Origin of the sequence: Burkholderia theae (genome assembly GCF_048565265.1) — a bacterium.
Lineage (GTDB): Bacteria > Pseudomonadota > Gammaproteobacteria > Burkholderiales > Burkholderiaceae > Burkholderia > Burkholderia theae.
Window position 1 is genome coordinate 508,789 of the sequence record NZ_CP183462.1, and the last position, 26,494, is coordinate 535,282.

Sequence of the window (26,494 nt, forward strand, 5' to 3'; positions counted from 1 at the left end):
ACCCCATCGAATTTCAATCCGATACAAGACGCTACCGATGGATATCAGTTTCTTCAATCCGAACCGGACCGCGAACGCGTCCGCGTGGCGCGTGCTCCCCAATCGCTGGGATGCCATCGCGTTTCCGCTGATCATCTGCCTGCTGGCGATGGCGATCGTCGGCTTCCATCAGACGATGGCGCCGATCGGCGTGCTGCAGACGCAGAAGATCACGCTCGATCCGTCGAACCTGCCCGAATACGCGTTGCGCACCACGCTGCGGATGCTCGCCGCGATGGTCGCGTCGCTCGTGTTCACGCTCGTCTACGGCACGCTCGCGGCCAAGAGCCGCCGCGCGGGCATGGTGCTGATCCCGATCCTCGACATCCTGCAGTCGGTGCCGGTGCTCGGCTACATCTCGTTCACCGTCACGTTCTTCCTCGCGCTGTTCCCGGGCCGCGTGCTCGGCGCCGAACTGGCCGCGATCTTCGCGATCTTCACGAGCCAGGCGTGGAACATGACGTTCAGCTTCTACCAGTCGCTGCGCACGGTGCCGCGCGATCTGCATGAAGTGTCGCGCGGCTTTCACCTGACGTCGTGGCAGCGCTTCTGGAAGCTCGAGGTGCCGTTCTCGATGCCGGGGCTGATCTGGAACATGATGATGTCGATGTCGGGCGGCTGGTTCTTCGTCGTCGCGTCCGAGGCGATCACCGTCGGCAACCAGACGATCACGCTGCCGGGGATCGGTGCGTATCTCGCGCAGGCCATCTCCGACAAGAACCTCGGCGCGGTCGGCTGGGTGATCGTCGCGATGACGGTCGTGATTCTCGCGTACGACCAGTTCCTGTTCCGTCCGCTCGTCGCGTGGGCCGACAAGTTCCGGATGGAAAACACCGCGTCCGGCGATGCGCCGCAGTCCTGGCTGCTCGACATGATGCGTCGCACGCACCTGATCCACCAGTTGCTGGTGCCGGCCGGCTGGCTGCTGTCGCAGGCGGCCCGCGTGCCGCTGCGCGTGCCGTCGTTCAAGGGCGTCGGCGCGCGCGTCGCACTGAGCCGCCGTTCGTCGCGGATCGGCGACATCATCTGGGGCGCGCTCGTGATCCTGCTGACGGTGTACGTCGTGTGGCGCGTCGTCACCTTCGTGTCGACCGGCGTGACGATGGCCGAGGTCGGCCACGTGCTCGTGCTCGGGCTCATCACGCTGCTGCGCGTGCTGTTCCTGATCCTGATCGCGTCGGTCATCTGGGTGCCGGTCGGCGTGTGGATCGGGCTGCGCCCGGCGCTCGCCGAAAAGGTCCAGCCGATCGCGCAGTTCCTCGCCGCGTTCCCGGCCAACCTGCTGTTCCCGGTGTTCGTGATCGTGATCGTGCGCTTCCACCTGAACGCCGATATCTGGCTGTCGCCGTTGATCGTGCTCGGCACGCAGTGGTACATCCTGTTCAACGTGATCGCGGGGGCGATGTCCTATCCGAACGACTACAAGGAAGTCACGAAGAACTTCCGGATTCGCGGCCGGCAGTGGTGGCGGCAGGCGATCCTGCCCGGCATCTTCCCGTACTACGTGACCGGCGCGATCACCGCATCGGGCGGCGCATGGAACGCGAGCATCGTGTCCGAGTTCGTGCAGTGGGGCGACACGAAGGTCGTCGCGCACGGCCTCGGCGCGTACATCGCGCAGACGACCGCCGCCGGCGACTTCCCGAAGATCATTCTGGGCATCGCCGTGATGTCCCTGTTCGTCACCCTGTTCAACCGTCTGCTGTGGCGTCCGATGTACGCCTACGCGGAAGCCCGGCTCCGTCTCGATTGAGAGTACTCGCGATGCAAAATTCGACCGTTATCAACGCCCCTGTCCAGACGCCCCAGCCGCCGCGCCTCGGCGACGAAATCCTGCGCGTGGAGCACGTCAACCGCGGCTTCAACAAGTCGCAAGGCGAGCTGCTCGTGCTCGACGACGCGAACCTGTCGCTGCGCGAAGGCGAGATCGTCGGGCTGCTCGGCCGCTCCGGCTCGGGCAAGTCCACGCTGCTGCGGATCATCGCCGGCCTGATCGAGCCGACCGGCGGTGAAGTGACTTACCTCGGCAAGCCGCTGAGCGGCCCGGCCGAAGGCGTCGCGATGGTGTTCCAGACCTTCGCGCTGTTCCCGTGGCTCACCGTGCTGCAGAACGTGGAAGCCGGCCTCGAGGCGCTCGGCGTCGGCGCGCGCGAGCGGCGCGAGCGTGCGCTCGCGGCCATCGACCTGATCGGTCTCGACGGTTTCGAAAACGCGTATCCGCGCGAGCTGTCGGGCGGCATGCGCCAGCGCGTGGGCTTTGCGCGTGCGCTGGTCGTCGATCCGACGATCCTGCTGATGGACGAGCCGTTCTCGGCGCTCGACGTGCTGACGGCCGAAACGCTGCGTACCGACCTGCTCGACCTGTGGACACAGGGCCGGATGCCGATCAAGTCGGTGCTGATCGTCACGCACAACATCGAGGAAGCCGTGTTCATGTGCGACCGGATCCTCGTGCTGTCGTCGAACCCGGGCCGCGTGATCGCCGAGATCAAGGTGCCGTTCAAGCATCCGCGCAACCGGCTCGACACCGATTTCCGCAAGCTCGTCGACGACATCTACGCGAAGATGACCGCGCGTCAGACCAATGAAGCGACGAAGAAGGGGCTCGAACCCGGCAGCTGGCTGCCGCGCGTGTCGACCAACCTGATGGCCGGCCTGATCGAAACGCTCGCGATGGCGCCGTACCACGGCCGTGCCGACATGCCGGAAATCGCGCGCACGCTGCATCTCGAGGTCGACGAACTGTTCCCGATCGCCGAAGTGCTGCAGCACCTTGGCTTCGCGGACGTTCGGGAAGGCGACGTGTTCCTCACGCCGCCCGCACGCGTGTTCGCGGAATTCGGCACGCAGGAGCGCAAGCTGATGTTCGCGGATCACCTGCTGAAGCACGTGCCGCTCGCCGCACGGATCAGGAAGGTGCTGAACGAGCGTCCCGGCCATCGCGCGCCGCGTGTGCGCTTCGAGCAGGAGCTGGAGGATTTCCTGTCCGACGAAGCGGCCGAGGAAACGCTCGACGCGGTGATCGACTGGGGCCGTTACGGCGAAGTCTTCTCGTACAACGACAAGACCGAAGTGTTCAGCCTCGAGGACGTCGAGAGCTGATGCCCGCGCCCGAATGGCGAGCGATCGTCATTCGGGCAAATCGCGCCGGTTGGTGTCGTGCCCGATGCCGCCCGTGCTGAGATGCTCGATCTTTTCCATCCGCTGCCGCGCGAGTTCCGGCAGCCGGTTCGTCACGCCGATCACCAGCGCTTCGGCGAGCGCCAGCGCCGGCACGTTGGTCTGCAGCATCGCGAAAGGGCGCCCCTGGATCCGCAGCACGATCTCCGCGAACTCGCCGATCGGCGACATCCATTCGTCGGTGATCAGCAGGATCCGCGTGCCGAGCCGGTGCGCGGCCTGCGCGAAGCGGATGCTGTCCTTCTGGTAACGGCGAAAGTCGAAGATGACGAGCAGGTCGCCGCGCCCCATGTCGGCCAGCGCGACCGACGCGAGGTTCACGTTGGGTTCGACGTACTGCACATGCGGGCGCGCATAGGCCAGCGTGAACGAAAACAGCGACGCGAGCGGCGCCGTATAGCGTCCGCCGCCGCAGAAGATGCGGACGTCCGGATCGGCCAGTTGCGCCACGGCGGCATCGAACGCGGCCGCGTCGAGCCCGTCGATCGTGGTCGCGAGCGACTCGGACAGCCGCTGGAAAATCGCCGCATGGTTGTCGCGCATGCCCGATTCGGAATGGAACGCATCCATCCGCGCGAGCGGCGAATTCATCGCGGTGTCGATCTCGTCATGCAGCGCCTGCTGGAACGACGAGTAATTCGGAAAGCCGATCCGGACGACAAAGCGGAACACGGTCGGATCGCTGACTTCAGCCTGCTTGGCGACGCTCGCGATCGGCCCGAGGCCGAGACTCGGATAGCGATCCAGCAACGCGTGCGCGACCTTCTGTTCCGACGGCGTGAAGCTATCCATCTGGGATAACAGCAACGCCCTGATGCTTGTCCCCATCGGGCACTCCAGCTCTCTTATCTGAATGACAAACGGCAGACGGGTGTCTGCCGGGACTCCATGCATGTTAGCCGATTGACGTGCGACGGGCCGCGCACGGTCCGGAATTAGAGGGACGTATCACTCGGCAGAGGGTCCGGCCAGTAATGTAATGAAACGAACATTTCTCGAAAACCCTTTCCGCGGGTATTCGCTTCAAATTCAGTGATAACCCTAGGTTTTGGCATAAAAAAGCGAGTGCTATGATCGCGGCCTCGCCGGAATGTATTGTTTATTACATGTCGGATTGGCAGCGTCGGCACGCGATGGCGTGGCGGTGCATCCCGGCCTGACCCGGCCATTTGTCTGGAGGATTCCGTCATGAGGCGGCTCGTCGTACTCACCCTGTTGTCGGCCATGAGCGTGTGCGCGTTCGCCGCGTCGGACCCCGCGGTCGAAGCGAAGAACGGCATGGTCGTGTCGTCGCAGCACTTCGCGTCGCAAATCGGCGTCGACATCCTGAAGGAAGGCGGCAACGCGGTGGATGCGGCAGTGGCGGTCGGTTATGCACAGGCCGTGACCAACCCGTGCTGCGGCAATATCGGCGGCGGCGGCTTCATGACGGTGCACCTGGCCGACGGCCGCGACCGCTTCATCAATTTCCGCGAAACCGCGCCGGCCGCGGCGACGGCGAACATGTATCTCGACGCGTCGGGCAACGTCCGCGCGGGCGAAAGCCTGTACGGTTATCGCGCGGTCGGCGTGCCGGGCACGGTCGCCGGCCTCGATCTCGCGCAGCGCAAGTACGGCAAGCTGACGCGCCAGCAGGTGATGGCGCCGGCGATCCGGCTCGCGCGCGACGGTTTCATCCTGACGCGCGGCGATACGGACATCCTCGACACGACGATCGAACGTTTCAGGAAGGACCCGGACGCGGCGCGCATCTTCCTGCGGCCGGACGGCACGCCGCTGCAGCCGGGCGACCGCCTGGTGCAGAAGGACCTGGCCCGCACGCTCGAGCGCATCGCGCAGCAGGGGCCCGACGCGTTCTATCACGGCGAGATCCCGAAGCGCGTCGAGGCGGCGTCGAAGCAGGCGGGCGGCCTGATCACGGCGGCCGATTTCGCGTCCTATCGTGCCGAAGACATGGCCCCGCTGAAGTGCACGTACCGCGGCTACGAGTTCGTGTCGGCGCCGCCGCCGAGCTCGGGCGGCGTGACGATGTGCGAGACGCTGAACATCCTCGAAGGGTATGACCTGCGCAAGCTCGGTTACCACTCCGCGGCGTCGATCCACACCATGACCGAAGCGATGCGCCACGCGTACGAGGACCGCAACACGCTGCTGGGCGATCCGAACTTCATCGACAACCCGATCGCGAAGCTGACGAGCAAGGACTACGCGGCGCAGATCCGCAAGAGCATCCACGCCGATACGGCGACGCCGTCGGTCGACGTGCAGCCCGGCGTCGGCATTCACGAGAAGCCGGAGACGACGCATTACTCGATCCTCGACCACGACGGCAATGCCGTGTCGACGACCTATACGGTCAACGGCCGCTTCGGTGCCGTGGTCATCGCGCCGGGCACGGGTTTCTTCCTGAACGACGAGATGGACGACTTCACGACGAAGGTCGGCGCGCAGAACCTGTTCGGCCTCGTGCAGGGCACGCGCAACTCGATCGCACCGGGCAAGCGCCCGCTGTCGTCGATGGCGCCGACCATCGTGACGAAGGACGGCAAGGTGTTCATGGTGGTCGGTTCGCCGGGCGGGTCGCGGATCATCACGATCACGCTGCAGACCGTGCTGAACGTGATCGACTACGGGATGACGCCGCAGGATGCGGTCGCCGCGCCGCGTATCCACCACCAGTGGCTGCCCGACGAGGTCTATTACGAAACCTACGGCCTGTCGCCCGACACGCTCGCGATCCTGCGCAACATGGGTTACAAGATGGTCGAGCAAACGCCGTGGGGCGCCGCCGAGCTGATCATGGTCGGCCTGCCGGGTACCGAAGCGGCGAGCCGCCAGAGTTCCGGGAACGATTCGTCCGTATCCGGCAACGTGCGCGTCGGCTTCATCTACGGCTACAACGATCCGCGCCGCCCGGCCGGGTCGGCGATCGGCTACTGACCCGATCGCATCATGCTGAACCGCTGCCGCCGGCGTTCGCCTTTGTGCGAATGACGCTGCGGCGGCAGCGCGTCCGTTCGCGGACATTCGCAGGCCCGACAGGACCCCGGGCCGCGCGCCTTTCGTTCTTCAACACCTTCACCGTGCGTCGAATCCCGTTATGAACAAACGAATGTCCGCTGCAGGCTGGATCCTGCTCGCGATGGCGGCCGGCATCTTCATCGGCTACCTGATCTACACGCAACTTCCGGACAAGCAGTCCGCCGCGGAAATCGCCGGCTACATCTCGCTCGTGTCCGATGTGTTCCTGCGGCTGATCAAGATGGTGATCGGCCCGCTGGTGTTCTCGACGCTCGTCGTCGGCATTGCGCACATGGGTGATGCGTCGTCCGTGGGGCGCGTGTTCGTGAAGGCGCTCGGCTGGTTCGTCACGGCATCGCTGATCTCGCTGCTGCTCGGGCTGCTGATGGCGAACCTGCTGCGTCCTGGCGAGAACCTCGGCCTGCCGCTGCCGGACATCGGCGCGTCCGCGCATCTCGCGACGTCCAAGTTCACGCTGAAGGATTTCGTCGGCCACATGGTGCCGAAGTCGTTCGCCGAGGCGATGACGAACAACGAGATCCTGCAGATCGTCGTGTTCTCGATGTTCTTCGGCGTCGCGCTGTCGGCGCTCGGCGAGCGCGGCAAGATCCTCGTCGCCGCGATCGACCAGCTGGCGCACGTGATGCTCAAGATCACCGGCTACGTGATGAAGCTCGCGCCGCTCGCGGTGATGGCCGCGATGGCGTCGACGGTGGCGATCAACGGGCTGTCGATCCTGCTGAAGTTCGCGGTGTTCATGGGCGACTTCTACGTGAGCCTCGTGCTGCTGTGGGGCACGCTCGTCGCTGCCGGGCTGCTGTTCCTCGGCCGCCGCGTGTTCAAGCTGCTCGTGCTGATCAAGGAAGCGTTCATGCTGTCGTTCGCGACCGCAAGCTCGGAAGCCGCGTATCCGAAGATCCTCGACGCGCTCGATCGTTTCGGCGTGCGTCGCAAGATCTCGAGCTTCGTGATGCCGATGGGCTATTCGTTCAACCTCGACGGCTCGATGATGTACTGCACGTTCGCGTCGCTGTTCATCGCGCAGGCGTACAACATCCACCTGTCGCTCGGCACGCAGATCACGATGCTGTTGATCCTGATGCTGACGTCGAAGGGGATGGCCGGCGTGCCGCGCGCATCGCTCGTCGTGATCGCGGCGACGCTGCACCAGTTCAACATCCCGGAAGCCGGGCTGCTGCTGATCCTCGGTGTCGATACGTTCCTCGACATGGGCCGTTCGGCCACGAACGCGGTGGGCAACTCGATCGCGAGCGCGGTAGTCGCGAAGTGGGAAGGCGAGTTGATGTCGGAAGCCGAAGCGCAGGCGCATGCCGCGCATCTCGACGCCGAACTCGAACGGCAGGCTAGCGATCCGGCCCAAGGCGCGGGCCGCGCCAACCCGGTCTGACGCTAGGCCGTCAACGCTTCGTCGATGCACGCCGCCAGCACCATCGCGGCGGCGTTGCCCGGCGTCGAACCGAGCAATTGCGGCGCATAGACGCTGTCGCCGATCGCGATCGGCTGCCCCGACAGCGCGCAGACGCCGCGCTTGCGCGTCGTGAACAGCCGCCACTTCTGGTAGCCGTAGTGCCCGGTGCAGGCGTCGCGCCACGAAATCATCACGGTGTCGGCGGTGGGCCGTTCGAGCACGCTGATGGTCGGCCGGCTCGTCGCATCCCATGACGGCAGCCGGTCGCGCGTCACGCTGCGCCGCCGGGGCTCGCCCCACGAGACGGACGGCATGTCGAAGCTGCCGATCGCGGCAACGGTCATGAGCCAGGGCGCTATACGGTTATTCATGTGGGTGTTCCTCGAAACGTTACGCGGTGCCACGACGCGCGGCATCACGACAGGCGGATGCGCGGCTGCACACAGCCGTTGATCCGTTCGGCGAGCCACAGCAGGGTCGCCTTGGAGAAGCCGTGCAGCGCCTGCTGGTGCCGCCGGTAGAGCATCAGGTGGCTGAACTGCGCAAAGCGCCCCTGGATGAAGCCGCCGCGAAAGAACCCGAACTGCCCGAGCGTGCCGAACGCGTCGTAGTCGCTGATCGACACGAGCGCGCCGAAATCGTGAAAGGCGAACGGTGGAATCGGCGTGCCGTCGAGCCATGCGGGCAGGTGCTTCGCGAGATGCTCGGCCTGCTGCGTCGCGACCTGCGCGGTCGGCGGCAGCGGCCGTTCGTGGCCGTCGGGCAACAGGCTGGCGCAATCGCCGATCGCGAACACGTGTTCGTCGGCCGTCGCCTGCAGCGTGGGCCCGACGACGATCTGGTTCGCGCGGTTGGTGTCGAGCCCGTCCAGCGCCTGCATGAAATCGGGCGCCTTCACGCCGGCCGCCCAGACCATCAGGTCCGCTTCCGCGAACGAACCGTCGCCATAGTGGAAGCCGTTCGCATCCGCCGCCGTGACACGCGTCGACGTCAGCACGCGAAAGCCGATCTGTTCGAGCCGCCGCTGCGCCGACGCGGAAATCTTCGGCGGAAACGCGGCGAGGATGCGCGGGCCGCTTTCGAGCAGCGTGAGCTGCAGCCGCTCGCGCACCGTCGCGTCGCCGTATGCCTGCGCCACTTCCAGCAAGCGGCTCAGTTCCGCCGCGAGTTCCACGCCCGTCGCGCCCGCGCCGACGATCGCGACGCGAAACGGTTCGTCGCGCGCGATGCTGCGAAACACGCGCATCCGCAACGCTTCGTTGAAGGTTTCGGCCTGCTGCTGGCTGTCGATGAAGTAGCAGTGCTCGCGCACGCCCGGCACGCCGAAATCGTTGGCCTGGCTGCCGAGCGCGACGATCAGCACGTCGTAGTCGAGTTCGCGCGCCTCGATCACCACGTCGCCGCTCTGCGAGCGAATCTCGCCGAGCTGCACGCGACGGCGTGCGCGATCGATCCCCGTCAGTTCGCCGGGCTGGTACGTGTAGCCGTGGTCGCGCGCATGGGCGAGGAAGATCACCTGCTGCTGCTGCACGTCGCGCGTGCCGGCCGCGATCGTGTGCAGCATCGGCTTCCAGATATGGGTCGGGCTGCGGTCGACGACGGTGACCTGCGCCCGACCGGACCGGCCGAGACGCTCGCCCAGGCGGGTCGCGAGCTGCAGTCCGGCGATCCCGCCGCCGACGATGACGATGCGTTTAGGGGTTGTCATGGATAAATCATCACGTGATGAATAAGGTATGATCCTAGCGCTTCCCGGCTCCGCGTGTCAACGGAGCGGGGCAGGCAGCCCGGTCCCGGCGACGTGAAACCGGGGCCCGAACACGGGCATTCGAACCATTCAAGGGGAGCAGGAAAACGTGGCTGAAGTCACTGAGCGCGCGCCGTCGAAGCGGCGTACGCGCGGGCGGCCGCTGGCGGATGCGTCCGTCGGTCCGGACGTGATATTGCGGGCTGCGCGCCGCACGTTCGCGAAGCGTGGCTACGACGCGACGAGCGTGCGCGAAGTCGCGCGCGAGCTGGGCGTCGACGCGGCGCTGATCGCCCATCATTTCGGTACGAAGGAAACGTTGTGGCTGGCGGTCGTCGAGCAGATCGTCGACCTGGCCACGCCGATGTTCGACGCGCTGCGTGCGTTGCACACGTCGTCATTGCCGCATCGCGACCGCGTGCGGCGTGCGCTCGAGCTATGCGTCGATCACGAGTTCGACGAGCCCGACATGGGGATGTTCTTCTCGACGGCGGCGACCGAAGTGGGCGGGCGGCTCGACCGGCTGCAGGAGCGGATCGTGCGGCCGTATCACGAGGTGATGTTCCCGCTGCTGTCGGACGCCGTGCAGGCCGGCGCGATCCGCGCGGTCGATCCGAACGTGCTGTTCTTCATGCTCGCGAGCGCGATCGGCACGACGGTGTCGTACAGCCACATGATGCTGGAGTACACGTCGCTGCCGACGCAGCGGGACGCGTTCCGGCAGGCCGTGCTCGACGCCGCGCTCAGCCTCGTCGGCGACTGAGCGCCGCGCGCGGCCGCCGCATCATTCGACGTCCGTGGGCGGCTTGTCGCCGAGCCAGCGCCGCGCGCCGGGCCCGTTGCGGCCCGCGCGATCCTCCGGGTTGGTCAGCTTGCAACGCTTCAGCGACAGGCAGCCGCAGCCGATGCACTCGTCGAGGTTGATGTAGAGCCGCTGCAGTTCCTCGATCCGGCTCGCGACGCGCTGCTTCCAGCCGCGCGACAGCCGCTGCCAGTCCTTGTTGCTCGGGGCGGTGTCTTCAGGAAGGCTGACCAGTTGCTCGGCAATCTCGTCGAGCGAATAGCCGATCTTCTGCGCGAACACGATGAATGCGATCAGCCGCAGCACCGCGCGCGAATAGTGGCGGTGACTCGAGCCGTTCCGGTGCGACTTGATGAGCCCGCGCGTCTCGTAGAACCGCAGCGTCGACGCCGGCACGCCGCTGCGTGCGGCCACTTCGCGGATCGACATCAGCGGCCATTTCGGTTCTTCCGGGGTACCCATGACGTTCTCCGGGAAAAGCTTGACTTGAAGTTAACTTCAACTTTTATGCTACGCGGCAGTTTAACCCGTCGCGAGGCATCATGGTTTCCTTACCCCTACGCAGGACATCGCCTTTGGGCGCCGCCTGCGCACTGCTGCTGGCGTTGTCGGGCTGTCACGACGGCAAAGGCGCAGCGTCAGCCTATTCTGTTCCCGAAGTCGGCGTCGCAACCGTCGCGCCGCGCACGGTCCGCCTCGCCGACGAATTCAACGGACGCGTCGAAGCGGTCGACGCGGTCGATTTGCGGCCGCGCGTAAGCGGCTATCTGCAGCGTGTCGCCTACAAGGAGGGCGACCTCGTCGCGCAGGGCACGTTGCTGTTCGAGATCGACCCGCGCCCGTACCGCATCGCGCTCGACCGTGCGAACGCGCAGCAGCAGCGGGCCCGCGCGGCCGCGAGTCTCGCGAACGTGCAGCTCAAGCGCGTGCAGACGCTGATCGATGCGCATGCAACGTCGCAGGAAGAACTCGACAACGCGCGCGCCACGGCCGAACAGGCACGCGCGGACCTTCAAGCGGCCGACGCGGCCGTTGCCGACGCGAAGCTCAATCTCGGCTTCACCGAAGTGCGCGCGCCGATCGCGGGCCGTGTCGGCCGCGCGGTCGCGACCGTCGGCAACCTCGCACGCGCGGACGACACGTTGCTGACGACCGTCGTGTCGCAGGATCCCGTCTACGTGTATTTCGACTGCGACGAGCAGAGCTACCTGCGCTACAACGCGCGCCGTGCCGATCCGAAGCATCGCGCGATCGGCGCCGATCCGGTGCGCGTGGGTCTCGCGAACGAGACGGGCTTCCCGCATGCGGGCACCGTCGATTTCCTCGACAACCGGCTCGACCCGCAAACCGGCACGATCCGCGCGCGGGTGCGGTTGCCGAACGCGGATCACACGTTCACGCCGGGCCTGTATGCGCGCGTGCAGCTCGTCAGCGGCCGCGACCAGGATGCGCTGCTCGTCGACGACAAGGCCGTGCTCACCGACCAGGACCGCAAGTACGTGTACGTGATCGGCCCCGGCGACAAGGCGCTGCGCCGCGACGTGACGACCGGCCGCGAGTTCGACGGCGAGCGGATCGTCGAGAAGGGGCTGCAGGCGGGCGACCGCGTGGTCGTCGACGGCGTGCAGCGGATCTACTATCCGGGCGCGCAGGTGAAGCCGAAGGCATTGCCCGCACGCGCCGACGCCGGTACCGGCAATGGCAACGGCAATGGCGGCACCGGCGGCGGCACGCAGGCCGTGGCCGATGCCGGCGCGCCGGCCGCGCAATAACGGGAGACATGCGATGGATTTCTCCCGATTCTTCATCGACCGGCCGATCTTCGCGATCGTGCTGTCGATCGTCATCTTCGCGATCGGCCTGATCTCGATACCGATGCTGCCGGCCGGCGAATATCCGGAAGTCGTGCCGCCGAGCGTCGTCGTGCGTGCGACGTATCCGGGCGCGAACCCGAAGGAAATCGCCGAATCGGTCGCCGAACCGCTGGAAGAGGCGATCAACGGCGTCGAAGGCATCATGTACATGAAGTCGGTCGCCGGGTCGGACGGCAGCCTGCAGGTCGTCGTCACGTTCCTGCAGGGCGTCGATCCCGACACGGCCGCCGTGCGCGTGCAGAACCGCGTGAGCCAGGCGCTGTCGCGCCTGCCCGACGAGGTGCGCCAGTACGGCGTGACCACGCAGAAGCAGTCGCCGACGCCGCTGATGTACGTGAGCCTCTATTCGCCGGACAACAGCCGCGATTCGCTGTACCTGCGCAACTACCTGACGCTGCACGTGAAGGACGAGCTGTCGCGGCTCACCGGCATCGGCGACGTCGGCGTGTACGGCTCCGGCGACTACGCGATGCGGCTGTGGCTCGACCCTAACCGGCTCGCGTCGCGCGGGCTGACCGCGAGCGACGTGATCGCTGCGGTGCGCGAACAGAACGTACAGGTGTCGGCCGGCCAGCTCGGCGCGGAGCCGTCGCCGAAGGCCAACGACTTCCTCGTGTCGATCAACGTGCGCGGCCGGCTGCGCACGGTGCAGGAGTTCAGCGACATCGTGCTGCGCAACGGCGACGACGGCCAGGTCGTGAAGCTGTCCGACGTCGCGCGCATCGAGCTGGGCGCGGGCGACTACACGCTGCGCTCGTATTTCAACGACAAGCATTCGGCCGTGGTCGGCATCTTCCTGTCGCCGGGCGCAAACGCGCTCGACGTCGCGAAGGCCGTGTATGCGAAGCTCGACGAGCTGTCGAAGCGCTTCCCGCCGGGCGTCGCGTACCGCCCCGTGTGGGACCCGACGGTGTTCGTGCGCGAATCGATCCGCGCGGTGCAGCACACGCTGATCGAAGCCGTCGTGCTGGTCGTGCTCGTCGTGATCCTGTTCCTGCAGACCTGGCGCGCGTCGATCATTCCGCTCGTCGCGGTGCCCGTGTCGGTGGTCGGCACGTTCGCGTTTCTCCATCTGCTCGGTTATTCGATCAACACGCTGACGCTGTTCGGGCTCGTGCTCGCGATCGGGATCGTCGTCGACGATGCGATCGTCGTCGTCGAGAACGTCGAGCGCAACATCGCACAGGGTCTGAGCCCGCGCGATGCCGCGCACCAGGCGATGCGCGAGGTGTCGGGGCCGATCGTCGCGATCGCGCTCGTGCTGTGCGCGGTGTTCGTGCCGATGGCATTCATGTCGGGTGTCACCGGCCAGTTCTACCGGCAGTTCGCGGTGACGATCGCGATCTCGACGGTGATCTCCGCGATCAACTCGCTGACGCTGTCGCCCGCGCTCGCCGCGAAGCTGCTGCGCCCGCACGGCGCGCCGAAGGATGCGCTCACGCGTGCGCTCGATCGTGCGTTCGGCTGGCTGTTCCATCCGTTCAACCGCTTCTTCGAGCGCAGCTCCGGTCGCTATCACGGCGTCGTCGCGCGCACGCTGAAGCGGCGCGGCGCGGTGTTCGCGGTCTATGCGGCGCTGCTCGCGGCCACCGCGCTGCTGTTCAACGCGGTGCCGGGCGGCTTCATCCCCGTGCAGGACAAACTGTACCTGTTCGCGGGCGCGAAGCTGCCGGAAGGCGCGTCGCTCGCGCGCACCAGCGCGGTGACCGAGCAGATGACGAAGATCGCACTCGGCACCGACGGGGTCGAAATGGTGCCGGCGTTTGCGGGGCTGAATGCGCTGCAGGGCGTGAACACGCCGAACATCACGAATTCGTACGTGATCCTGAAGCCGTTCGACCAACGCCACCGCAGCGCCGCGCAGATCAACGCGGACCTGAACGCGCGCTTCGCGGCCATCGGCGGCGGCATCACCTATGCGCTGATGCCGCCGCCGATCCAGGGCCTCGGCAACGGTTCGGGTTACTCGCTGTACCTGGAGGATCGCGGCGGGCTCGGCTACGGCGAATTGCAGAACGCGCTCACCGCGTTCCAGGCGGCGGTCGCGAAGACGCCGGGGATGAGTTACCCGGTCAGCTCGTACCAGGCGAACATCCCGCAGCTCGAGGTGAAGGTCGACCGGCTGAAGGCGAAGGCGCAAGGTGTCGCGCTGACCGACCTGTTCAACACGCTGCAAGTCTACCTCGGCTCGATGTACGTGAACGACTTCAACGTGTTCGGCCGCGTGTACCGCGTGATGGCGCAGGCCGATGCCGGTCACCGGCAGACGGCCGCCGACATCGCGAACCTGCGCACGCGCAACGCGAAGGGCGAGATGGTGCCGATCGGCTCGATGGTGACGGTGGGGCCCGCGTACGGACCCGACCCGGTCGTCCGCTACAACGGTTATCCGGCGGCCGACCTGATCGGCGACGCCGATCCGAAGGTGATGTCGTCGTCGCAGGCGATCGCGAAGCTCCAGCAGATCGCGAAGGAGGTGCTGCCGCCCGGCATCACGCTTGAATGGACCGACCTCAGCTACCAGCAGGTCACGCAGAGCAACGCGGCGATCGTCGTGTTCCCGCTCGCGGTGATGCTCGTGTTCCTCGTGCTCGCGTCGCTGTACGAGAGCTGGACGCTGCCGCTCGCGGTGATCCTGATCGTGCCCGTGTGCATGTGTGCGGCGCTGTTCGGCGTGTGGCTGTCGGGCGGCGACAACAACGTGTTCGTGCAGGTCGGTCTCGTCGTGCTGATGGGGCTCGCGTGCAAGAACGCGATCCTGATCGTCGAGTTCGCGCGCGAGCTCGAAATCCAGGGCAAGGGCGTGATCGAGGCGGCGCTCGAGGCCTGCAAGCTGCGATTGCGGCCGATCGTGATGACGTCGGTCGCGTTCATCGCAGGCTCGGTGCCGCTGCTGATCGGCAGCGGCGCGGGCAGCGAAGTGCGCGCGGCCACCGGTATCACCGTGTTCGCGGGGATGCTGGGCGTCACGCTGTTCGGGCTGTTCCTGACACCCGTGTTCTATGTGGCGATCCGCAAGCTCGCGGGCGGCACGCCGGCCGTCTGGAGCGAACAGCACGGCACCCTTGAAGGAGAAAACCGATGAGCGCCGCTTTCCGTCTTTCCGCGCTCGCGATGTCGGTGACGCTCGCCGCGTGCGCGGTCGGCCCCGATTTCAAGCAGCCCGACACGGCCACGGCCGCGCGGTTCGCACGTGACGCGCATCCGGCCACGCAGCGCGATGCGTCGTCGTCCGATACGCTGCCCGACGCGTCGGCCGATGCCGATGCCGCGTTCTGGCGCGGCTTCGGCGATCCGGCGCTGACGCAGTTGATCGACGCGGCGCTCGCGGCGAACCAGGACCTGCAGGTCGCCGTGTCGCGCTACGACGCGTCGAATGCGCTGCTGTCGCAGGCGACCTTCGATCGTTATCCGACGATTACCGCGAGCGGCCAGATCGGCCATCAGCTGATGAGCAAGGACCAGGCGCTCGGCGCGCCGCGCAGCCAGCGCGACACGCCGACGTCCAGCATCGGGATCAATGCCGCGTGGGAGCTCGACCTGTTCGGCCGCGTGCGCCGCTCGATCGAGTCGCAGCGTGCGGAAACGGCTGCCAGCGCGGCGGACGTGCGCGCGGTGCGAGTCGCGATCGCCGGCGAGGTCGCGAGTACGTACGTCGACCTGCGCGGCTCGCAGGAGCGGTTGCGGATCGCGCGCGAGAACGCCGACAACCAGAAGCAGACGCTCGCGCTGATCAATGCGCGGGTCGGCGCGGGGCGCGGCTCCGAGCTCGATGCGGCGCGCGCGCGGGCGCAGTACGAATCGACGACGTCGCGGATTGCCGTGAACGAAGCCGCGATCGGTGTCGACGAGCACCGCCTCGCGGTGCTGACCGGGCAGACGCCGGATGCGCTGATCGGCCGGTTCGACATCCCGAACGCCGCCGCGTCGGCGGGCACACCCGTGCCGCTGCCGGCGCTGGCCGCCGACATCGATCCCGGGACGCCGGGCGACCTGCTGCGCCGGCGTCCCGATGTCGCGGCCGCCGAGGCCCGGCTGCACGCGGCGACCGCGCGCATCGGCGTCGCGACGGCCGACCTGTTTCCGCGCTTCACGCTGTCGGGGCTGCTCGGCAGCGCGACGAGCAGCTACGGGTTCTTCCGCGCGGGCAGCGACACGAACCTGATCGCGCTCGGCATCGACTGGTCGTTCCTCGACGTCGGCCGGGTGCGCGCACGGATCGCCGCGAGCGACGCGGAAGCGGCCGGCCAGCTCGCGCAGTATCGGCAGACCGTGCTCGGCGCGCTGGAGGAGACCGAGAACGCGCTGCTGCGCGTCGCGCGCACGCGTGACGAGACAACGCACCTCGTGCGTGCGGCGGACGACAGCGCGCGTGCCGCGCAGCTTGCGCAGACGCGCTTCTCGGCCGGCGCGATCGACTACTACGAAGTGCTCGATGCGCAACGGACGCTGCTGCAGGCGCAGGATGCGGCAGCCGACGCCCGGATGCGCAGCGCGGCGTCGACGGTCGCGCTGTACAAGGCGCTCGCGGGCGGCTGGCCGTCGGGAACGGGGCAGGGGGCGCAACGCGCGCTCGCGCAGTCGGGGCAGTAGTGCGGGCGGGGCGGCGCGACATCGCGCCGTCGTCGACGAACGCGCGGATCGGCCCGCCGAAGGGTGTGCGTGCCACTGCAATGGCAACGACAGGGAGGGAAATCGTATCGAGGTAAAATTTAATTGCAACTGCAATTAAATGAAAGGAACGACCTGACATGAGCGCACCCGAACCCGATCTGTGGTTCTCGTTCGTCCGCGCGCACCGGACGATGATTCGCGAGATCGAGCGGCGCCTCGCGGATGCCGGCCTGCCCGCGTATGCGTGGTACGACGCGTTGTGGGGGCTCGAAAGCGGGCCCGACGGCACGCGCCGCATGCACGAACTGGCCGACGTGCTCGCGATCGAGCGCTACAACCTCACGCGGCTCGTCGACCGGCTCGAGCAGGAGGGGCTCGTCACGCGTGCCCGTTCGGCCGACGACGGCCGCGCCGCTTATGCGAGCATCACCGACAAGGGGCGGGCACTGCGCAAGAAGATGTGGAAGGTGTACCAGTCGACGGTCGCGGAACGCTTTCTCGGCCAGTTCTCCGGCAAGGATCAGGCGGCGTTGACCGCTGCGCTCGATCGGGTGACCGCCGCGGCGCGCGAAGCGGCGGCCGACGCCAGGTAGCGGCGTCCGGCACGCGCGTCGGACGCGCGCCTGCCGATGCATCGCCTGCGCGGTCCGGCCCGCCCGGATCGCGCAATCTGCATATCCCTCCTTCGAGTATTGGCATGTTGCCGAAGCCACTGGTCCCGGCATAGGATTGCAATTGCAACGATTGCAGTTGCAACGCTAACCGAATGACAAGGACCCGACATGACCTCGACGCACTCCCTTACGTTCTATACGGCCGACACACCGAACGGACACAAGATCGCGATCTACCTGGAAGAGGCCGGGCTCGCGCACGACCGCGTGCACGTGAACCTGTCCGCCGGCGAGCAGCGCAGCCCGGCGTTCCTCGCGATCAACCCGAACGGCAAGATTCCGGCCATCGTCGACCACGACGCCGGGCTGGCCGTGTTCGAATCCGGCGCGATCCTCGGCTACCTCGCCGCAAAGACGGGTTGCTTGCAACCCGAGACGCTGGCCGAGCGCACGGCGGTCCAGCAATGGCTGCATTTCCAGATCGGCGGCATCGGGCCGATGCTCGGTCAGCTCTGGTGGTTCCTGCGTGCATCGAAGACGGTCAATGCGGAGGCGATCGACCGCTACCGGAACGAGGCGCGGCGCCTCTATGGGGTCGTGAACGGCCGCTTGTCGGCATCGGCGTATCTCGCGTCGTCGCGGTATTCGATTGCCGACATCGCCGCGTTTTCGTGGCTGCGCACGGCGTCCGAACTCGATCTCGATCTCGCCGCATACCCGCACGTCGAGCGCTGGCTCGCCGATCTCGAGGCCCGGCCGGCGGTTCAACGGGGCCTGGCCGCATGCCGCGCGCCGGCGGCCGAGCAGGTGCACTGACATTGCATCGCCCGCGCCGCACGGACGGCGCGGCAACCGGCCGGTTTCCTGCCCGGAAACATTGTTCTCCTTCGTCGTAAACGTCTCGAATGCGTGATATTTGCGCCCCTCGATCCGGTTTAGAGTGGCCGCGAATCGATGACGATGTGTCGCATGGCCGCAGCCTCGGGCCGTGCAGACGCACCAGAGGAGTGGGAGACAAATGGGTGAAGGCAGGATTACGCAGGTCGAGTCGTTCGGTTTCGAGCGCATTCCCGATGCATCGCGCTATGCGCGGCCGATCGATCTGTTCAGGTTGCTGTTCGGCGGTTGCAATACGTTTTCCACCTCGGTGCTCGGCAGCTTTCCCGTGCTGGTCGGGCTGTCGTTCAAGGCGGGCGTCGCCGCGATCGTGCTCGGCGTGCTCGCCGGCACCTGCATCCTCGCGCCGATGAGCCTGTTCGGCCCGCGCAACGGCACGAGCGACCCCGTGTCGTCCGGTGCGCATTTCGGCATTCACGGCCGGATCGTCGGCTCGTTCCTCGCGCTGCTCACGTCGATCGCGTTCTTCTCGCTCGCGGTGTGGAGCTCGGGCGACGCGCTCGTCGGCGGCGCGCACAACATGATCGGCGTGCCCGTCAACGGCTTCACGCTCGGCGCGGCCTACCTGGTGTTCGCGGTGCTCGTGCTGATCGTCTGCATCTACGGCTTTCGCTTCATGCTGTGGGTGAACAAGATCGCCGTGTGGGCCGCGAGCATCCTGTTCGTCGCCGGGCTTTTCGCGTTCGCCGGCCTGTTCGACATGAATTACGCCGGCACGCTGCAACTCGGCAGCGCGGGCTTCTGGGCCGCGTTTGTCGGCGCGGTGCTGGTCGCGCTGAGCAACCCGGTGTCGTTCGCATCGACGCTCGGCGACTGGGCACGCTACATCCCGCAGCACACGCTGAAGCATCGTGTGATGGGCGCCGTGTTCGCCGCGCAGATCGCAACCTTCGTGCCGTTCTTCTTCGGCCTCGCGACTGCCACGATCATCGCGGCGAAGGCGCCCGCATTCATCGCGTCGAACGACTACGTCGGCGGGCTGCTCGCGGTCTCGCCGCGCTGGTTCCTGTTGCCGATGTGCCTGATCGCGATCATCGGGGGGATGTCGACCGGCACGACCGCGCTGTACGGTACCGGCCTCGACGTATCGAGCATGTTCCCGCGTTTCCTGAACCGCGTGCGTGCGACGTTGCTGATCGGCACGATCGCGATCGCATTCATCTTCGTCGGCCGCTTCTGGTTCAACCTCGTCGAAAGCGTCGCGACGTTCTCGACGCTGATCGATACGTTCAGCTGCCCGTGGATGGCGATCATGGTGATCGGCTACGTGACGCGCCGTGGCTACTATCTCGGCGACGACCTGCAGGTGTTCAACCGCGGGCTGCGCGGCGGCCACTACTGGTTCACGCATGGCTGGAACGTGCGTGCGATGGGCGCATGGCTACCGGCCGCATTCGTCGGGTTGTCGTTCGTGAACCTGCCGGGTCAGTTCGTCGGGCCGCTCGGCAACCTCGCGGGCGGGCTCGACCTGAGCGTGCCGGTGTCGCTGGCAGTGGGCGGGGTGCTGTATTTCGTGCTGCTGACGCTGTATCCGGAACCGGACGGCGTGTACGGTCCGCACGGGCGCCGTTTCGTACGCGGCGGCAAGCAGACGGCGCGCGGCGTCGGCGCATCGTCGATCCAGCCGAAGGGCTATTGAGCGGCGCGCGGCAACTAGCCCCGGAACGACAACGCCGCCGAGCGGGCCTGGCCACCGGCGGCGTAGTCGTCTCCGTTTCCGGCAGCGCGACGGCCTGCCGGCGTGTCGAGCCGGATCAGTGGAACGTGCTGCCCGCGAGCATCCCGCCGTCGACGATGAATTCCGATCCCGTGCAATACGTGGATTCGTCGGACGCGAGGAACAGCACGAGACTGGCCACTTCGTCGGGCTTGCCGATGCGCGCGATCGGCAGGCCGCTATAGATGGAAGCAGGATCGAAGTCCGAGAATTCGGGCGGGCGCGCCATCACCGTATCGATGCCGCCCGGATGCACCGAGTTCACGCGAATGCCGTGACGGCCGAATTCGAGTGCGGCGACCTTCGTCATCCCGCGCACCGCGAACTTGCTCGACACGTAAGCGCTGCCACCTGCGACGCCTTCCATCCCGGCCGTCGACGACACGTTGACGATCGAGCCGCCGCCCGCGTCCTTCAGCGCGGCAAGCACCGACTTCATGCCGAGCCAGCAGCCGACCTGGTTCACGTCGATCACCTTGCGATAGTCGTCGAGCGAACACGATTCGATCGGCACGAGCTTCAGGATCGCCGCGTTGTTCACGAGGATGTCCAGCCGCCCGAAATGCGCGAGCGTTGCATCGACGGCGGCCTGCCAGTCGCCTTCGCTCGTCACGTCGAGATGCTGGAATCGTGCTGCGTCGCCGAGTTCGGCGGCGACGCGCTGGCCGGCTTCGTCCAGCACGTCGGCGATCACCACGCGCGCGCCTTCGGCGACGAACCGGCGTGCCTCCGCTTCGCCCTGGCCGCGGGCGCCGCCCGTGATCAGCGCCACCTTGCCTTCGAGTCGTTTCATGCTGCTTGCTCCTGTGAGTGAGAAGGGACGCGCGCGGGTCCGCTCACGCGGAGGTCGCCGCCGCGTCGATGATGCGGACCGGATCGGTGCCGTCCCATGCGCGGGCTTCGGCGATGCCGAACGCGATCATGTCGCGCATGCCGGCGCCTTCGATCACTTCGACGCGCACGCCGGGATCGTCGGCGTCGTCGAGATACGCGACACGCGTGGCCGGGTTGTGCGCTTCGAACAGGACGCGCAGGCCGCGCGCCGTGAGCCGCGCCACCGCGGTATCGAGATCGTCGACGACCCACGCGACGTGATGCAGGCCAACGAGCGGTTGCCCGTGCGCATCGCGGTACGGCGACGGCGTGTCGTTCGTCACGTGGATCAGTTCGATCTGCAGACCGCCGCGATACGCGAGACCGACGTCCATCGTGATCGTCACCGGTTCGCCGAGATGGCGGCCGTCGAGGCGTACGTTGCGGAACACGGTCCACGGGCCGATCTCGTGGCGTGCGCGCCAGCGCGCGATGCTGCGATCGAGGTCGGCGACCACGTAGCCGATCTGGTCGATGGGGCCGAGGACTGGGTCGTTCATGTCGTCTCCGTGGCGCGGCGCGCGCGTGCGTGCCGTGCGCTGAATGACGGTCATGATCGCAACAAAGCGCGCGCTTCGTGCCGTCCGAACGGACTAGCGCGCGTTGTTTGCATCGCGACGATGCGGATGCGCGAGATGGAGGGAAGGTGGGGAAAGGCGAGGGTTGCGGATCGACCCGCGCGTCACCGCGCGTTTGGCCCCTTGACCGTCAGCCGGCACACGGTCGCGAGCGCGAGCAGGTTCGGGTCGCGCTCGCGCCGGTGCAGGAAGCTCAGGCCGATCGTCTGGCGGATCGTGGGCCCGGCGAGCGGCACGAGCGCGATCTTGTGCGCGAACAGGTCGCGTACGCGGCCGGGCAGAAGCGAGCAGCCGACGCCGCCCGACACCAGGTTGATCAGCGAGAAGATGTCGCCCACCCGCATCACGATATTCGGCGTGACGCCGGCCGCGCGGAACGCCTCAGTGAAGCCGTGGTGCGTCGCGAAGCCTTCGCCGAGCGACACGAACGGTTCGTCGCGGCACGCGCCGAGATCGATCGCATCGCGCTGCGCATGCGGCGAATCGATCGGCGCGGCGAAGAACATCTCGTCCTCGAACAGCGCGATCGATTCGATCTCGGTGTCCGGTTCGGGCAGCGCCATCAGCGTCGCGTCGATCGCGCCCTGCCTGAGCTTGTCGAGAAGGTCGGCGTTCGAGCCGAGCACGAGCTCGGCCTGCAGTTCGGGGCGGCGCTCCTTCAGCGCGATCACGACCTCGGGCACGGTGCGGATCGTCAGCGAATAGAGCGAGCCGATCTTCAACTGGCCGGCACCGTAGCCGGCCGCCTCGCGCGTCGAGCGGATCCCGTCGGTCATCGTCTTGAGCACTTCGCCCGCCACTTCGGCGAGCACCAGCGCGGCGTCGGTCGGGATCAGGTTGCGCCCCTCGTGGCGGAACAGCGCGCAGTGCATCCCTTCCTCGAGCGTATGCAGCGCACGATGCACGCTGACCGTGCTGACGCCCAGCGCCTCGGCCGCCTTCGCGAGGCTGCCGGCTTCCATGAAGGCGAGCAGCACCTCGAGCTTGCGGAACGTGATCTCTTCGTTGATGCGGTTGCGCATGATGCGGGCGACGGGAAGGGCGGCCGTCGATTCTGCCGCAGAACCCCGGCCGCAACAATGCGCGAATTTCCGGGGTTTTCGCGCGGCAGGGCCAGCCGGGGAAACATTTAATCTCCGGCTAATCATCTACCGCAGGCGTTAATTGATGCGGGTTTTCGGCGTCCCTATCATCGGTTCACGCCGATCGTGCGCGCGGGCCGAGAGGGTCCGTCGGGCCTGTCTCGCATCGGCCGGCGATACGAACAGCCGGTTCGCCCATGGTTGCCACGGAACGCGGCAGCCATGCGGCGCGGCACCATGAGACTGCAGGAGACAAGCATGCGCGACTCACGTCGGAACTCGCGGCATCGGCAGGTGGTTGCCGCTGTCGTCGGCAACACCCTCGAGTGGTACGACTTCATCGTTTACGGGTTCTTCTCCGGCATCATCGCGCGGCTGTTCTTTCCCGCCGAGAGCCAGTACGCGTCGCTGCTGATGTCGCTCGCGACGTTCGGCGTCGGCTTCTTCATGCGCCCGGTGGGCGGCATCCTGCTCGGGCTCTATGCGGACCGCAAGGGCCGCAAGGCCGCGATGCAGCTCATCATCTTCCTGATGACGCTGTCGATCGCGCTGATCACGTTCGCGCCGTCGTACGCGACGATCGGCCCGGCGGCGCCGATCCTGATCGTCGTCGCGCGGCTGCTGCAGGGTTTCGCGACGGGCGGCGAATACGCGAGCGCCACCGCGTTCCTCGTCGAAAGCGCGCCCGCGAACCGACGCGGCCTGTATGGATCCTGGCAACTGATCGGCCAGTGTCTCGCGGTGTTCTCGGGCGCGGCGATGGGCGCGTGGGCCACGCAGTCGCTGTCGGAGGCCGCGCTGCACAGCTGGGGCTGGCGCGTGCCGTTCGCACTCGGGCTGCTGATCGGGCCGGTCGGCCTGTGGATCCGCCGGCACATGGAGGAAACCGAGGCGTTCCTCGACGCGAGCAAGTCGACGGTCGAGCCGCCGGCGAGCGTGTCGCGGGTGCTGCGCGACAACCTGCGCGGCGTGCTGGTGTCGATGGGGCAGACGATCACCGGCACGGCCGTGTTCTACGTGATGCTCGTCAACCTGCCGACGTTCGCGCACAAGACCTTCGGGCTGCCGCTCGACCAGGTCTTCAAGGTGCAGATGGTGGCGGTCGCGCTGCTGACGGTGACGATTCCGGTCGCCGCGATCGTGTCCGACCGCATCGGCCGGCGGCCCGTGCTGATCGCCGGCATGCTGGCGATGCTGACGGTCACGTATCCGCTGTTCTCGTGGCTGGCCGCGGCGCCGAGCATCGGGCGCCTGCTCGTGATGCAGCTCGTGATCTGCACGATCGTCGGCATCTGCTACGGCCCCGCGCCCACCGCGCTCGCCGAACAGTTCGCGACGCGCTCGCGATCGACCGGCATCGCGCTCGCGTACAACGTCGCGGTGATGATCTTCGGCGGCTTCGCGCCGTTCATCGTCACGTGGCTGACGCACGCGAGCGGATCGCCCGTCGCGCCCGCGTGGTACGTGCTGTTCGCGGCGTCGTTCGGGCTGCTCGCGAGCGTGTTCATGCACGACGGCGCGCCGTGCGTGCTCGCGCGCCGGCAGTTTCAGGGCGAACCGCTGAGCGTCAAGTAGCGACGGGCGGCGGCTGCCGCTCGATTCCGGCGGGCAGGCAAGCGCTGCCCGATCCGGATGCGGTCGTCGAGTGCATCGACGCGTTTGTCCCCGCGCCATCGCAGGCCGCTATGATGTTGGCACGCAAGCTCAGCGTGGGGGATGGCAAATGTTTTCAAGGTTGAAGAAACTGCTCGATGGCGGCACGGCACGCGCGGCCGTTTTGCTGCAATCCGGCCGACGGGCCGCGTGGTCGGGCGAAGCGCCGGTGCAGCCGCGCCACGTGCTGTGCTTTCTCGGCCGGGATCGAGAACTGCAGCATCTGCGCGATGCGGCGAACGCGGCGATTGCGGAATTCGCGACGGGGTTCGGCATCGATGACGCGTATTCCGTCGCCGAACCGGACGAGCGGATGAGCCGTTCGTTCGAGGTCTGCCGCGACCGCGTCGCAGCGGATGCGTGGACGCCGGCAGACGACGAAGCCGTCGGCACGCACCAGTCGGTGCTGTATGTGCTCGGCCCGCGCATGACGCGGGAGAATGCCGTGCGTGCATCGATCGGCGCGCTGTTCCTGGTCGATCGGCTGATCGACGCCGGCGCGGTGGCGGTCAAGGGCGAGAGCGCGGGTGTGGCGCACGGGCTGCACCGGTGGCGGGAGCTGATCCGGATGGGCGCGGTCGCGACCGATGCCGACGATGCGCTTGCGCAGAACCGCGTGTGCCGACTGGCGTTCGCGTTGCGCCCGCTGGCGTCGGACGGATACTTCGAAAGCGTGGGATTTCATCTGGCCGGTCTGCCGGACGTGCAGGTGCCGCGTTCGCGCGGCAGCGATCGCGACGCGGTTGCCGTCATCGACGGCGTTGCCGACGAGATCGTGCGGCACGGGATCGACGCGACGTTGCGCGCGCACGGTGCATTGCTGATCGACGACGCGTCTCACGACGAAGACGACTTCAAGTTCAATCCATACGGGATCGTCCGGCTGTCGACGTGAAGGTCGACGCGTGCCGCCGGGTCTGACCGGACCCGAGCCGGGTGCCAGGAGCTGGCGTCGGGCATCGCGGCGATCGATCGGTTGCCGCGTCGGGTCGGGTATCGGCACGGCCGATGATTAGCATCGCGGGCGGCGGCCTACCGCGGCGGCCGCCCGATCATTACGCTTGGGCGATCATCCACTCTGTCCGGAAGGTCGCCATGTCCCGGCTCGACTACAAGCTGCTCGGCCCCTGCCTGCTCGCCATCGCGATCGACGCGATGGGGTTCGGGCTCGTTTATCCAATGATGTCCGCGATCTTCAGCGATCCGCACGCGGGCATCCTGCCGGCCGACGCCGGTGCACACGCGCGCAATTTCTACCTCGGTCTCGGCTACGGGATCTACCCGCTGTGCATGTTCTTCGGCTCGTCGCTGATGGGCGAACTGTCCGATCGCTACGGCCGCCGCAGGATCATGCTGCTGTGCGTGCTCGGTCTCGCGGCCGGCTACGCGATGATGGCGGCCGGCGCATGGCATGCGAGCGTCGCGCTGCTGCTGGCCGGGCGCGGGCTCACCGGCCTGCTGGCCGGCTGCCAGGGCATCGCGCAGGCGGCGATCACCGACCTGAGCACGCCCGAGACCAAGGCGTACAACATGAGCATCATGTCGCTCGCGTTCAGCGCGGGCGTGATCGTCGGCCCCGTGCTCGGCGGCGTCACGTCGGACCGGACGATCTCGCCGCTGTTCGATTACGGCACGCCGTTCGTGCTGGTCGCGGCGCTGTCGGTGGCGTGCGCGTTCTGGACCTGGGTGTCGTATCGCGATTCGGCCGCGCCGCGCGGCGATACGCGCATCGATCCGCTGCTGCCGCTGCGGATCATCCGGGAGGCCGCGCGCCAGCGCAATGTCGCGTTCCTGTCGGTGGTGTTCTTCCTGATGCAGGTCGGTTACGGGCTCTACCTGCAGACCATCATGCTGTTGCTGCAGGCGAAATTCGGCTACACGAGCGCGCGGCTCGGGCTGTTCAGCGGCGTGATCGGCCTCTGTTTCGTGTTCGGCCTGCTGTTCGTCGTGCGGCTGATGCTGCGCGTGTGGCGCGTGGTCGATATCGCGAAGACGGGCCTGCTCGTTGCCGGTGTCGGCCAGATCCTGTCCGCGCTGTTTCCGCACGAGCCCGTGCTGTGGGTGCTCGCGATGGTCGTCGGCTGTTTCGACATGGTCGCGTACACGACCATGTATACGGCGTTCTCCGATGCCGTCAGCGCGGACCGGCAGGGCTGGGCGCTCGGCGTCGCGGGTTCGGTGATGGCCGTCGCGTGGGTCGTGACGGGCGCGCTCACGAACCTGCTGCCGGTGTTCGGCGAGATCGGCCTGCTGCTGATTGGCGGCGCGGGTTTCCTGCTCAGCTTCGTGATGATGGCCGCGTACGGACGCACGCGGCCGGGCGCGCGAACGGCCGCGTTGTCGTAGGCGCTCGCGCACGTTGGCCCGATCCTGT

At 67.2% G+C, this 26,494-nt stretch carries 21 protein-coding genes; 14 read left to right on the plus strand and 7 right to left on the minus strand.

Translation table 11 applies throughout. The annotated features are described in order from the left end of the window. Positions 1-37: 37 nt before the first annotated feature. Entirely contained in the window at positions 38-1,792 is a 1,755-nt protein-coding gene (locus ACN22W_RS19860; protein WP_419689101.1) for an ABC transporter permease, read from the plus strand. Between the two features lie 11 nt (positions 1,793-1,803). Beyond that, positions 1,804-3,141 carry an AAA-associated domain-containing protein gene (locus ACN22W_RS19865; RefSeq protein ID WP_129515297.1) on the plus strand — a complete coding sequence of 446 codons (1,338 nt, stop codon included), beginning with the start codon at positions 1,804-1,806 and terminating at the stop codon, positions 3,139-3,141. Positions 3,142-3,168: 27 nt separating this feature from the next. Here the strand turns inward: ACN22W_RS19865 and ACN22W_RS19870 are convergent, their stop codons facing one another. Beyond that, entirely contained in the window at positions 3,169-4,047 is an 879-nt protein-coding gene (locus ACN22W_RS19870; protein ID WP_419689102.1) for a MurR/RpiR family transcriptional regulator, read from the minus strand. Between the two features lie 360 nt (positions 4,048-4,407). Between ACN22W_RS19870 and ggt the strand changes: the two genes are divergently transcribed. After that, positions 4,408-6,159: a gamma-glutamyltransferase gene (gene ggt / locus ACN22W_RS19875; protein WP_419689103.1), complete on the plus strand. Its 1,752-nt coding sequence runs from the start codon at positions 4,408-4,410 to the stop codon at positions 6,157-6,159. A 160-nt stretch (positions 6,160-6,319) separates the two neighbouring features. Continuing rightward, positions 6,320-7,648: a dicarboxylate/amino acid:cation symporter gene (locus tag ACN22W_RS19880; RefSeq protein WP_129515294.1), complete on the plus strand. Its 1,329-nt coding sequence runs from the start codon at positions 6,320-6,322 to the stop codon at positions 7,646-7,648. Positions 7,649-7,650: 2 nt separating this feature from the next. Here ACN22W_RS19880 and ACN22W_RS19885 read toward each other — a convergent pair whose 3' ends face one another. Continuing rightward, positions 7,651-8,040 (minus strand): DUF3331 domain-containing protein, encoded by a 390-nt coding sequence (locus ACN22W_RS19885; protein WP_419689104.1) that lies wholly within the window; start codon positions 8,038-8,040, stop codon positions 7,651-7,653. 44 nt (positions 8,041-8,084) lie between these two features. Continuing rightward, the gene (locus ACN22W_RS19890; protein WP_419689105.1) at positions 8,085-9,377 is read right to left on the minus strand and encodes an NAD(P)/FAD-dependent oxidoreductase; all 1,293 of its coding nucleotides are present in this window, start codon (positions 9,375-9,377) and stop codon (positions 8,085-8,087) included. A 148-nt stretch (positions 9,378-9,525) separates the two neighbouring features. Here ACN22W_RS19890 and ACN22W_RS19895 point away from each other — a divergent pair, with 148 nt between their 5' ends. Further along, complete coding sequence (locus tag ACN22W_RS19895) at positions 9,526-10,179, plus strand: TetR/AcrR family transcriptional regulator (RefSeq protein ID WP_419689106.1); 654 nt, start codon at positions 9,526-9,528, stop codon at positions 10,177-10,179. A gap of 21 nt (positions 10,180-10,200) precedes the next feature. On the opposite strand, the gene soxR is transcribed toward ACN22W_RS19895, so the two are convergent. Next, positions 10,201-10,680 carry a redox-sensitive transcriptional activator SoxR gene (soxR, locus tag ACN22W_RS19900; RefSeq protein WP_034180419.1) on the minus strand — a complete coding sequence of 160 codons (480 nt, stop codon included), beginning with the start codon at positions 10,678-10,680 and terminating at the stop codon, positions 10,201-10,203. An 80-nt stretch (positions 10,681-10,760) separates the two neighbouring features. Here soxR and ACN22W_RS19905 point away from each other — a divergent pair, with 80 nt between their 5' ends. The 6 genes from ACN22W_RS19905 to ACN22W_RS19930 all read left to right on the plus strand — a co-directional run bounded on the left by ACN22W_RS19905 (position 10,761) and on the right by ACN22W_RS19930 (position 19,856). Then, the gene (locus ACN22W_RS19905; RefSeq protein ID WP_419689107.1) at positions 10,761-11,990 is read left to right on the plus strand and encodes an efflux RND transporter periplasmic adaptor subunit; all 1,230 of its coding nucleotides are present in this window, start codon (positions 10,761-10,763) and stop codon (positions 11,988-11,990) included. Between the two features lie 13 nt (positions 11,991-12,003). Continuing rightward, positions 12,004-15,177, plus strand: a complete 3,174-nt coding sequence (locus tag ACN22W_RS19910; protein ID WP_412024215.1) for an efflux RND transporter permease subunit — start codon at positions 12,004-12,006, stop codon at positions 15,175-15,177. Further along, entirely contained in the window at positions 15,174-16,685 is a 1,512-nt protein-coding gene (locus ACN22W_RS19915; protein WP_419689108.1) for an efflux transporter outer membrane subunit, read from the plus strand. Before ACN22W_RS19910 ends, ACN22W_RS19915 begins: the two co-directional genes overlap by 4 nt. Positions 16,686-16,843: 158 nt before the next feature. Continuing rightward, positions 16,844-17,299, plus strand: a complete 456-nt coding sequence (locus tag ACN22W_RS19920; RefSeq protein ID WP_412024217.1) for a MarR family winged helix-turn-helix transcriptional regulator — start codon at positions 16,844-16,846, stop codon at positions 17,297-17,299. A 189-nt stretch (positions 17,300-17,488) separates the two neighbouring features. Beyond that, a complete protein-coding gene (locus ACN22W_RS19925) occupies positions 17,489-18,136 on the plus strand; it encodes a glutathione S-transferase family protein (RefSeq protein WP_419689109.1) in 648 nt (215 codons plus the stop codon). 202 nt (positions 18,137-18,338) lie between these two features. Continuing rightward, positions 18,339-19,856, plus strand: coding sequence for a purine-cytosine permease family protein (locus ACN22W_RS19930; protein WP_419689110.1), 1,518 nt, complete (start codon positions 18,339-18,341; stop codon positions 19,854-19,856). A gap of 115 nt (positions 19,857-19,971) precedes the next feature. Here ACN22W_RS19930 and ACN22W_RS19935 read toward each other — a convergent pair whose 3' ends face one another. The 3 genes from ACN22W_RS19935 to ACN22W_RS19945 form a co-directional block, all read right to left on the minus strand. After that, positions 19,972-20,727, minus strand: coding sequence for a glucose 1-dehydrogenase (locus tag ACN22W_RS19935; protein ID WP_419689111.1), 756 nt, complete (start codon positions 20,725-20,727; stop codon positions 19,972-19,974). A gap of 43 nt (positions 20,728-20,770) precedes the next feature. Next, positions 20,771-21,307, minus strand: a complete 537-nt coding sequence (locus ACN22W_RS19940) for a VOC family protein (RefSeq protein ID WP_419689112.1) — start codon at positions 21,305-21,307, stop codon at positions 20,771-20,773. Between the two features lie 182 nt (positions 21,308-21,489). Next, the gene (locus tag ACN22W_RS19945) at positions 21,490-22,407 is read right to left on the minus strand and encodes a LysR family transcriptional regulator (protein ID WP_419689113.1); all 918 of its coding nucleotides are present in this window, start codon (positions 22,405-22,407) and stop codon (positions 21,490-21,492) included. A gap of 318 nt (positions 22,408-22,725) precedes the next feature. On the opposite strand from ACN22W_RS19945, the gene ACN22W_RS19950 reads away from it, so the two are divergent. The 3 genes from ACN22W_RS19950 to ACN22W_RS19960 all read left to right on the plus strand — a co-directional run bounded on the left by ACN22W_RS19950 (position 22,726) and on the right by ACN22W_RS19960 (position 26,466). Beyond that, the gene (locus tag ACN22W_RS19950; RefSeq protein ID WP_419689114.1) at positions 22,726-24,042 is read left to right on the plus strand and encodes an MFS transporter; all 1,317 of its coding nucleotides are present in this window, start codon (positions 22,726-22,728) and stop codon (positions 24,040-24,042) included. Positions 24,043-24,190: 148 nt separating this feature from the next. Continuing rightward, positions 24,191-25,015 carry a hypothetical protein gene (locus ACN22W_RS19955; RefSeq protein ID WP_419689115.1) on the plus strand — a complete coding sequence of 275 codons (825 nt, stop codon included), beginning with the start codon at positions 24,191-24,193 and terminating at the stop codon, positions 25,013-25,015. A gap of 200 nt (positions 25,016-25,215) precedes the next feature. Continuing rightward, the gene (locus tag ACN22W_RS19960) at positions 25,216-26,466 is read left to right on the plus strand and encodes an MFS transporter (RefSeq protein WP_419689116.1); all 1,251 of its coding nucleotides are present in this window, start codon (positions 25,216-25,218) and stop codon (positions 26,464-26,466) included. Positions 26,467-26,494: the final 28 nt, after the last annotated feature.

Excerpts from the sequence above, each read along its gene's own strand:
- ACN22W_RS19935 (WP_419689111.1), bottom strand. The coding sequence starts at position 20,727 with ATGAAACGACTCGAAGGCAAGGTGGCGCTGATCACGGGCGGCGCCCGC.
- ACN22W_RS19865 (WP_129515297.1), top strand. The coding sequence starts at position 1,804 with ATGCAAAATTCGACCGTTATCAACGCCCCTGTCCAGACGCCCCAGCCG.
- ACN22W_RS19925 (WP_419689109.1), top strand. The coding sequence starts at position 17,489 with ATGACCTCGACGCACTCCCTTACGTTCTATACGGCCGACACACCGAAC.
- ACN22W_RS19950 (WP_419689114.1), top strand. The coding sequence starts at position 22,726 with ATGCGCGACTCACGTCGGAACTCGCGGCATCGGCAGGTGGTTGCCGCT.
- ACN22W_RS19915 (WP_419689108.1), top strand. The coding sequence starts at position 15,174 with ATGAGCGCCGCTTTCCGTCTTTCCGCGCTCGCGATGTCGGTGACGCTC.
- ACN22W_RS19945 (WP_419689113.1), bottom strand. The coding sequence starts at position 22,407 with ATGCGCAACCGCATCAACGAAGAGATCACGTTCCGCAAGCTCGAGGTG.
- ACN22W_RS19890 (WP_419689105.1), bottom strand. The coding sequence starts at position 9,377 with ATGACAACCCCTAAACGCATCGTCATCGTCGGCGGCGGGATCGCCGGA.
- ggt (WP_419689103.1), top strand. The coding sequence starts at position 4,408 with ATGAGGCGGCTCGTCGTACTCACCCTGTTGTCGGCCATGAGCGTGTGC.
- ACN22W_RS19885 (WP_419689104.1), bottom strand. The coding sequence starts at position 8,040 with ATGAATAACCGTATAGCGCCCTGGCTCATGACCGTTGCCGCGATCGGC.
- ACN22W_RS19930 (WP_419689110.1), top strand. The coding sequence starts at position 18,339 with ATGGGTGAAGGCAGGATTACGCAGGTCGAGTCGTTCGGTTTCGAGCGC.
- soxR (WP_034180419.1), bottom strand. The coding sequence starts at position 10,680 with ATGGGTACCCCGGAAGAACCGAAATGGCCGCTGATGTCGATCCGCGAA.
- ACN22W_RS19920 (WP_412024217.1), top strand. The coding sequence starts at position 16,844 with ATGAGCGCACCCGAACCCGATCTGTGGTTCTCGTTCGTCCGCGCGCAC.
- ACN22W_RS19905 (WP_419689107.1), top strand. The coding sequence starts at position 10,761 with ATGGTTTCCTTACCCCTACGCAGGACATCGCCTTTGGGCGCCGCCTGC.
- ACN22W_RS19860 (WP_419689101.1), top strand. The coding sequence starts at position 38 with ATGGATATCAGTTTCTTCAATCCGAACCGGACCGCGAACGCGTCCGCG.
- ACN22W_RS19880 (WP_129515294.1), top strand. The coding sequence starts at position 6,320 with ATGAACAAACGAATGTCCGCTGCAGGCTGGATCCTGCTCGCGATGGCG.
- ACN22W_RS19940 (WP_419689112.1), bottom strand. The coding sequence starts at position 21,307 with ATGAACGACCCAGTCCTCGGCCCCATCGACCAGATCGGCTACGTGGTC.
- ACN22W_RS19910 (WP_412024215.1), top strand. The coding sequence starts at position 12,004 with ATGGATTTCTCCCGATTCTTCATCGACCGGCCGATCTTCGCGATCGTG.
- ACN22W_RS19960 (WP_419689116.1), top strand. The coding sequence starts at position 25,216 with ATGTCCCGGCTCGACTACAAGCTGCTCGGCCCCTGCCTGCTCGCCATC.
- ACN22W_RS19870 (WP_419689102.1), bottom strand. The coding sequence starts at position 4,047 with ATGGGGACAAGCATCAGGGCGTTGCTGTTATCCCAGATGGATAGCTTC.
- ACN22W_RS19955 (WP_419689115.1), top strand. The coding sequence starts at position 24,191 with ATGTTTTCAAGGTTGAAGAAACTGCTCGATGGCGGCACGGCACGCGCG.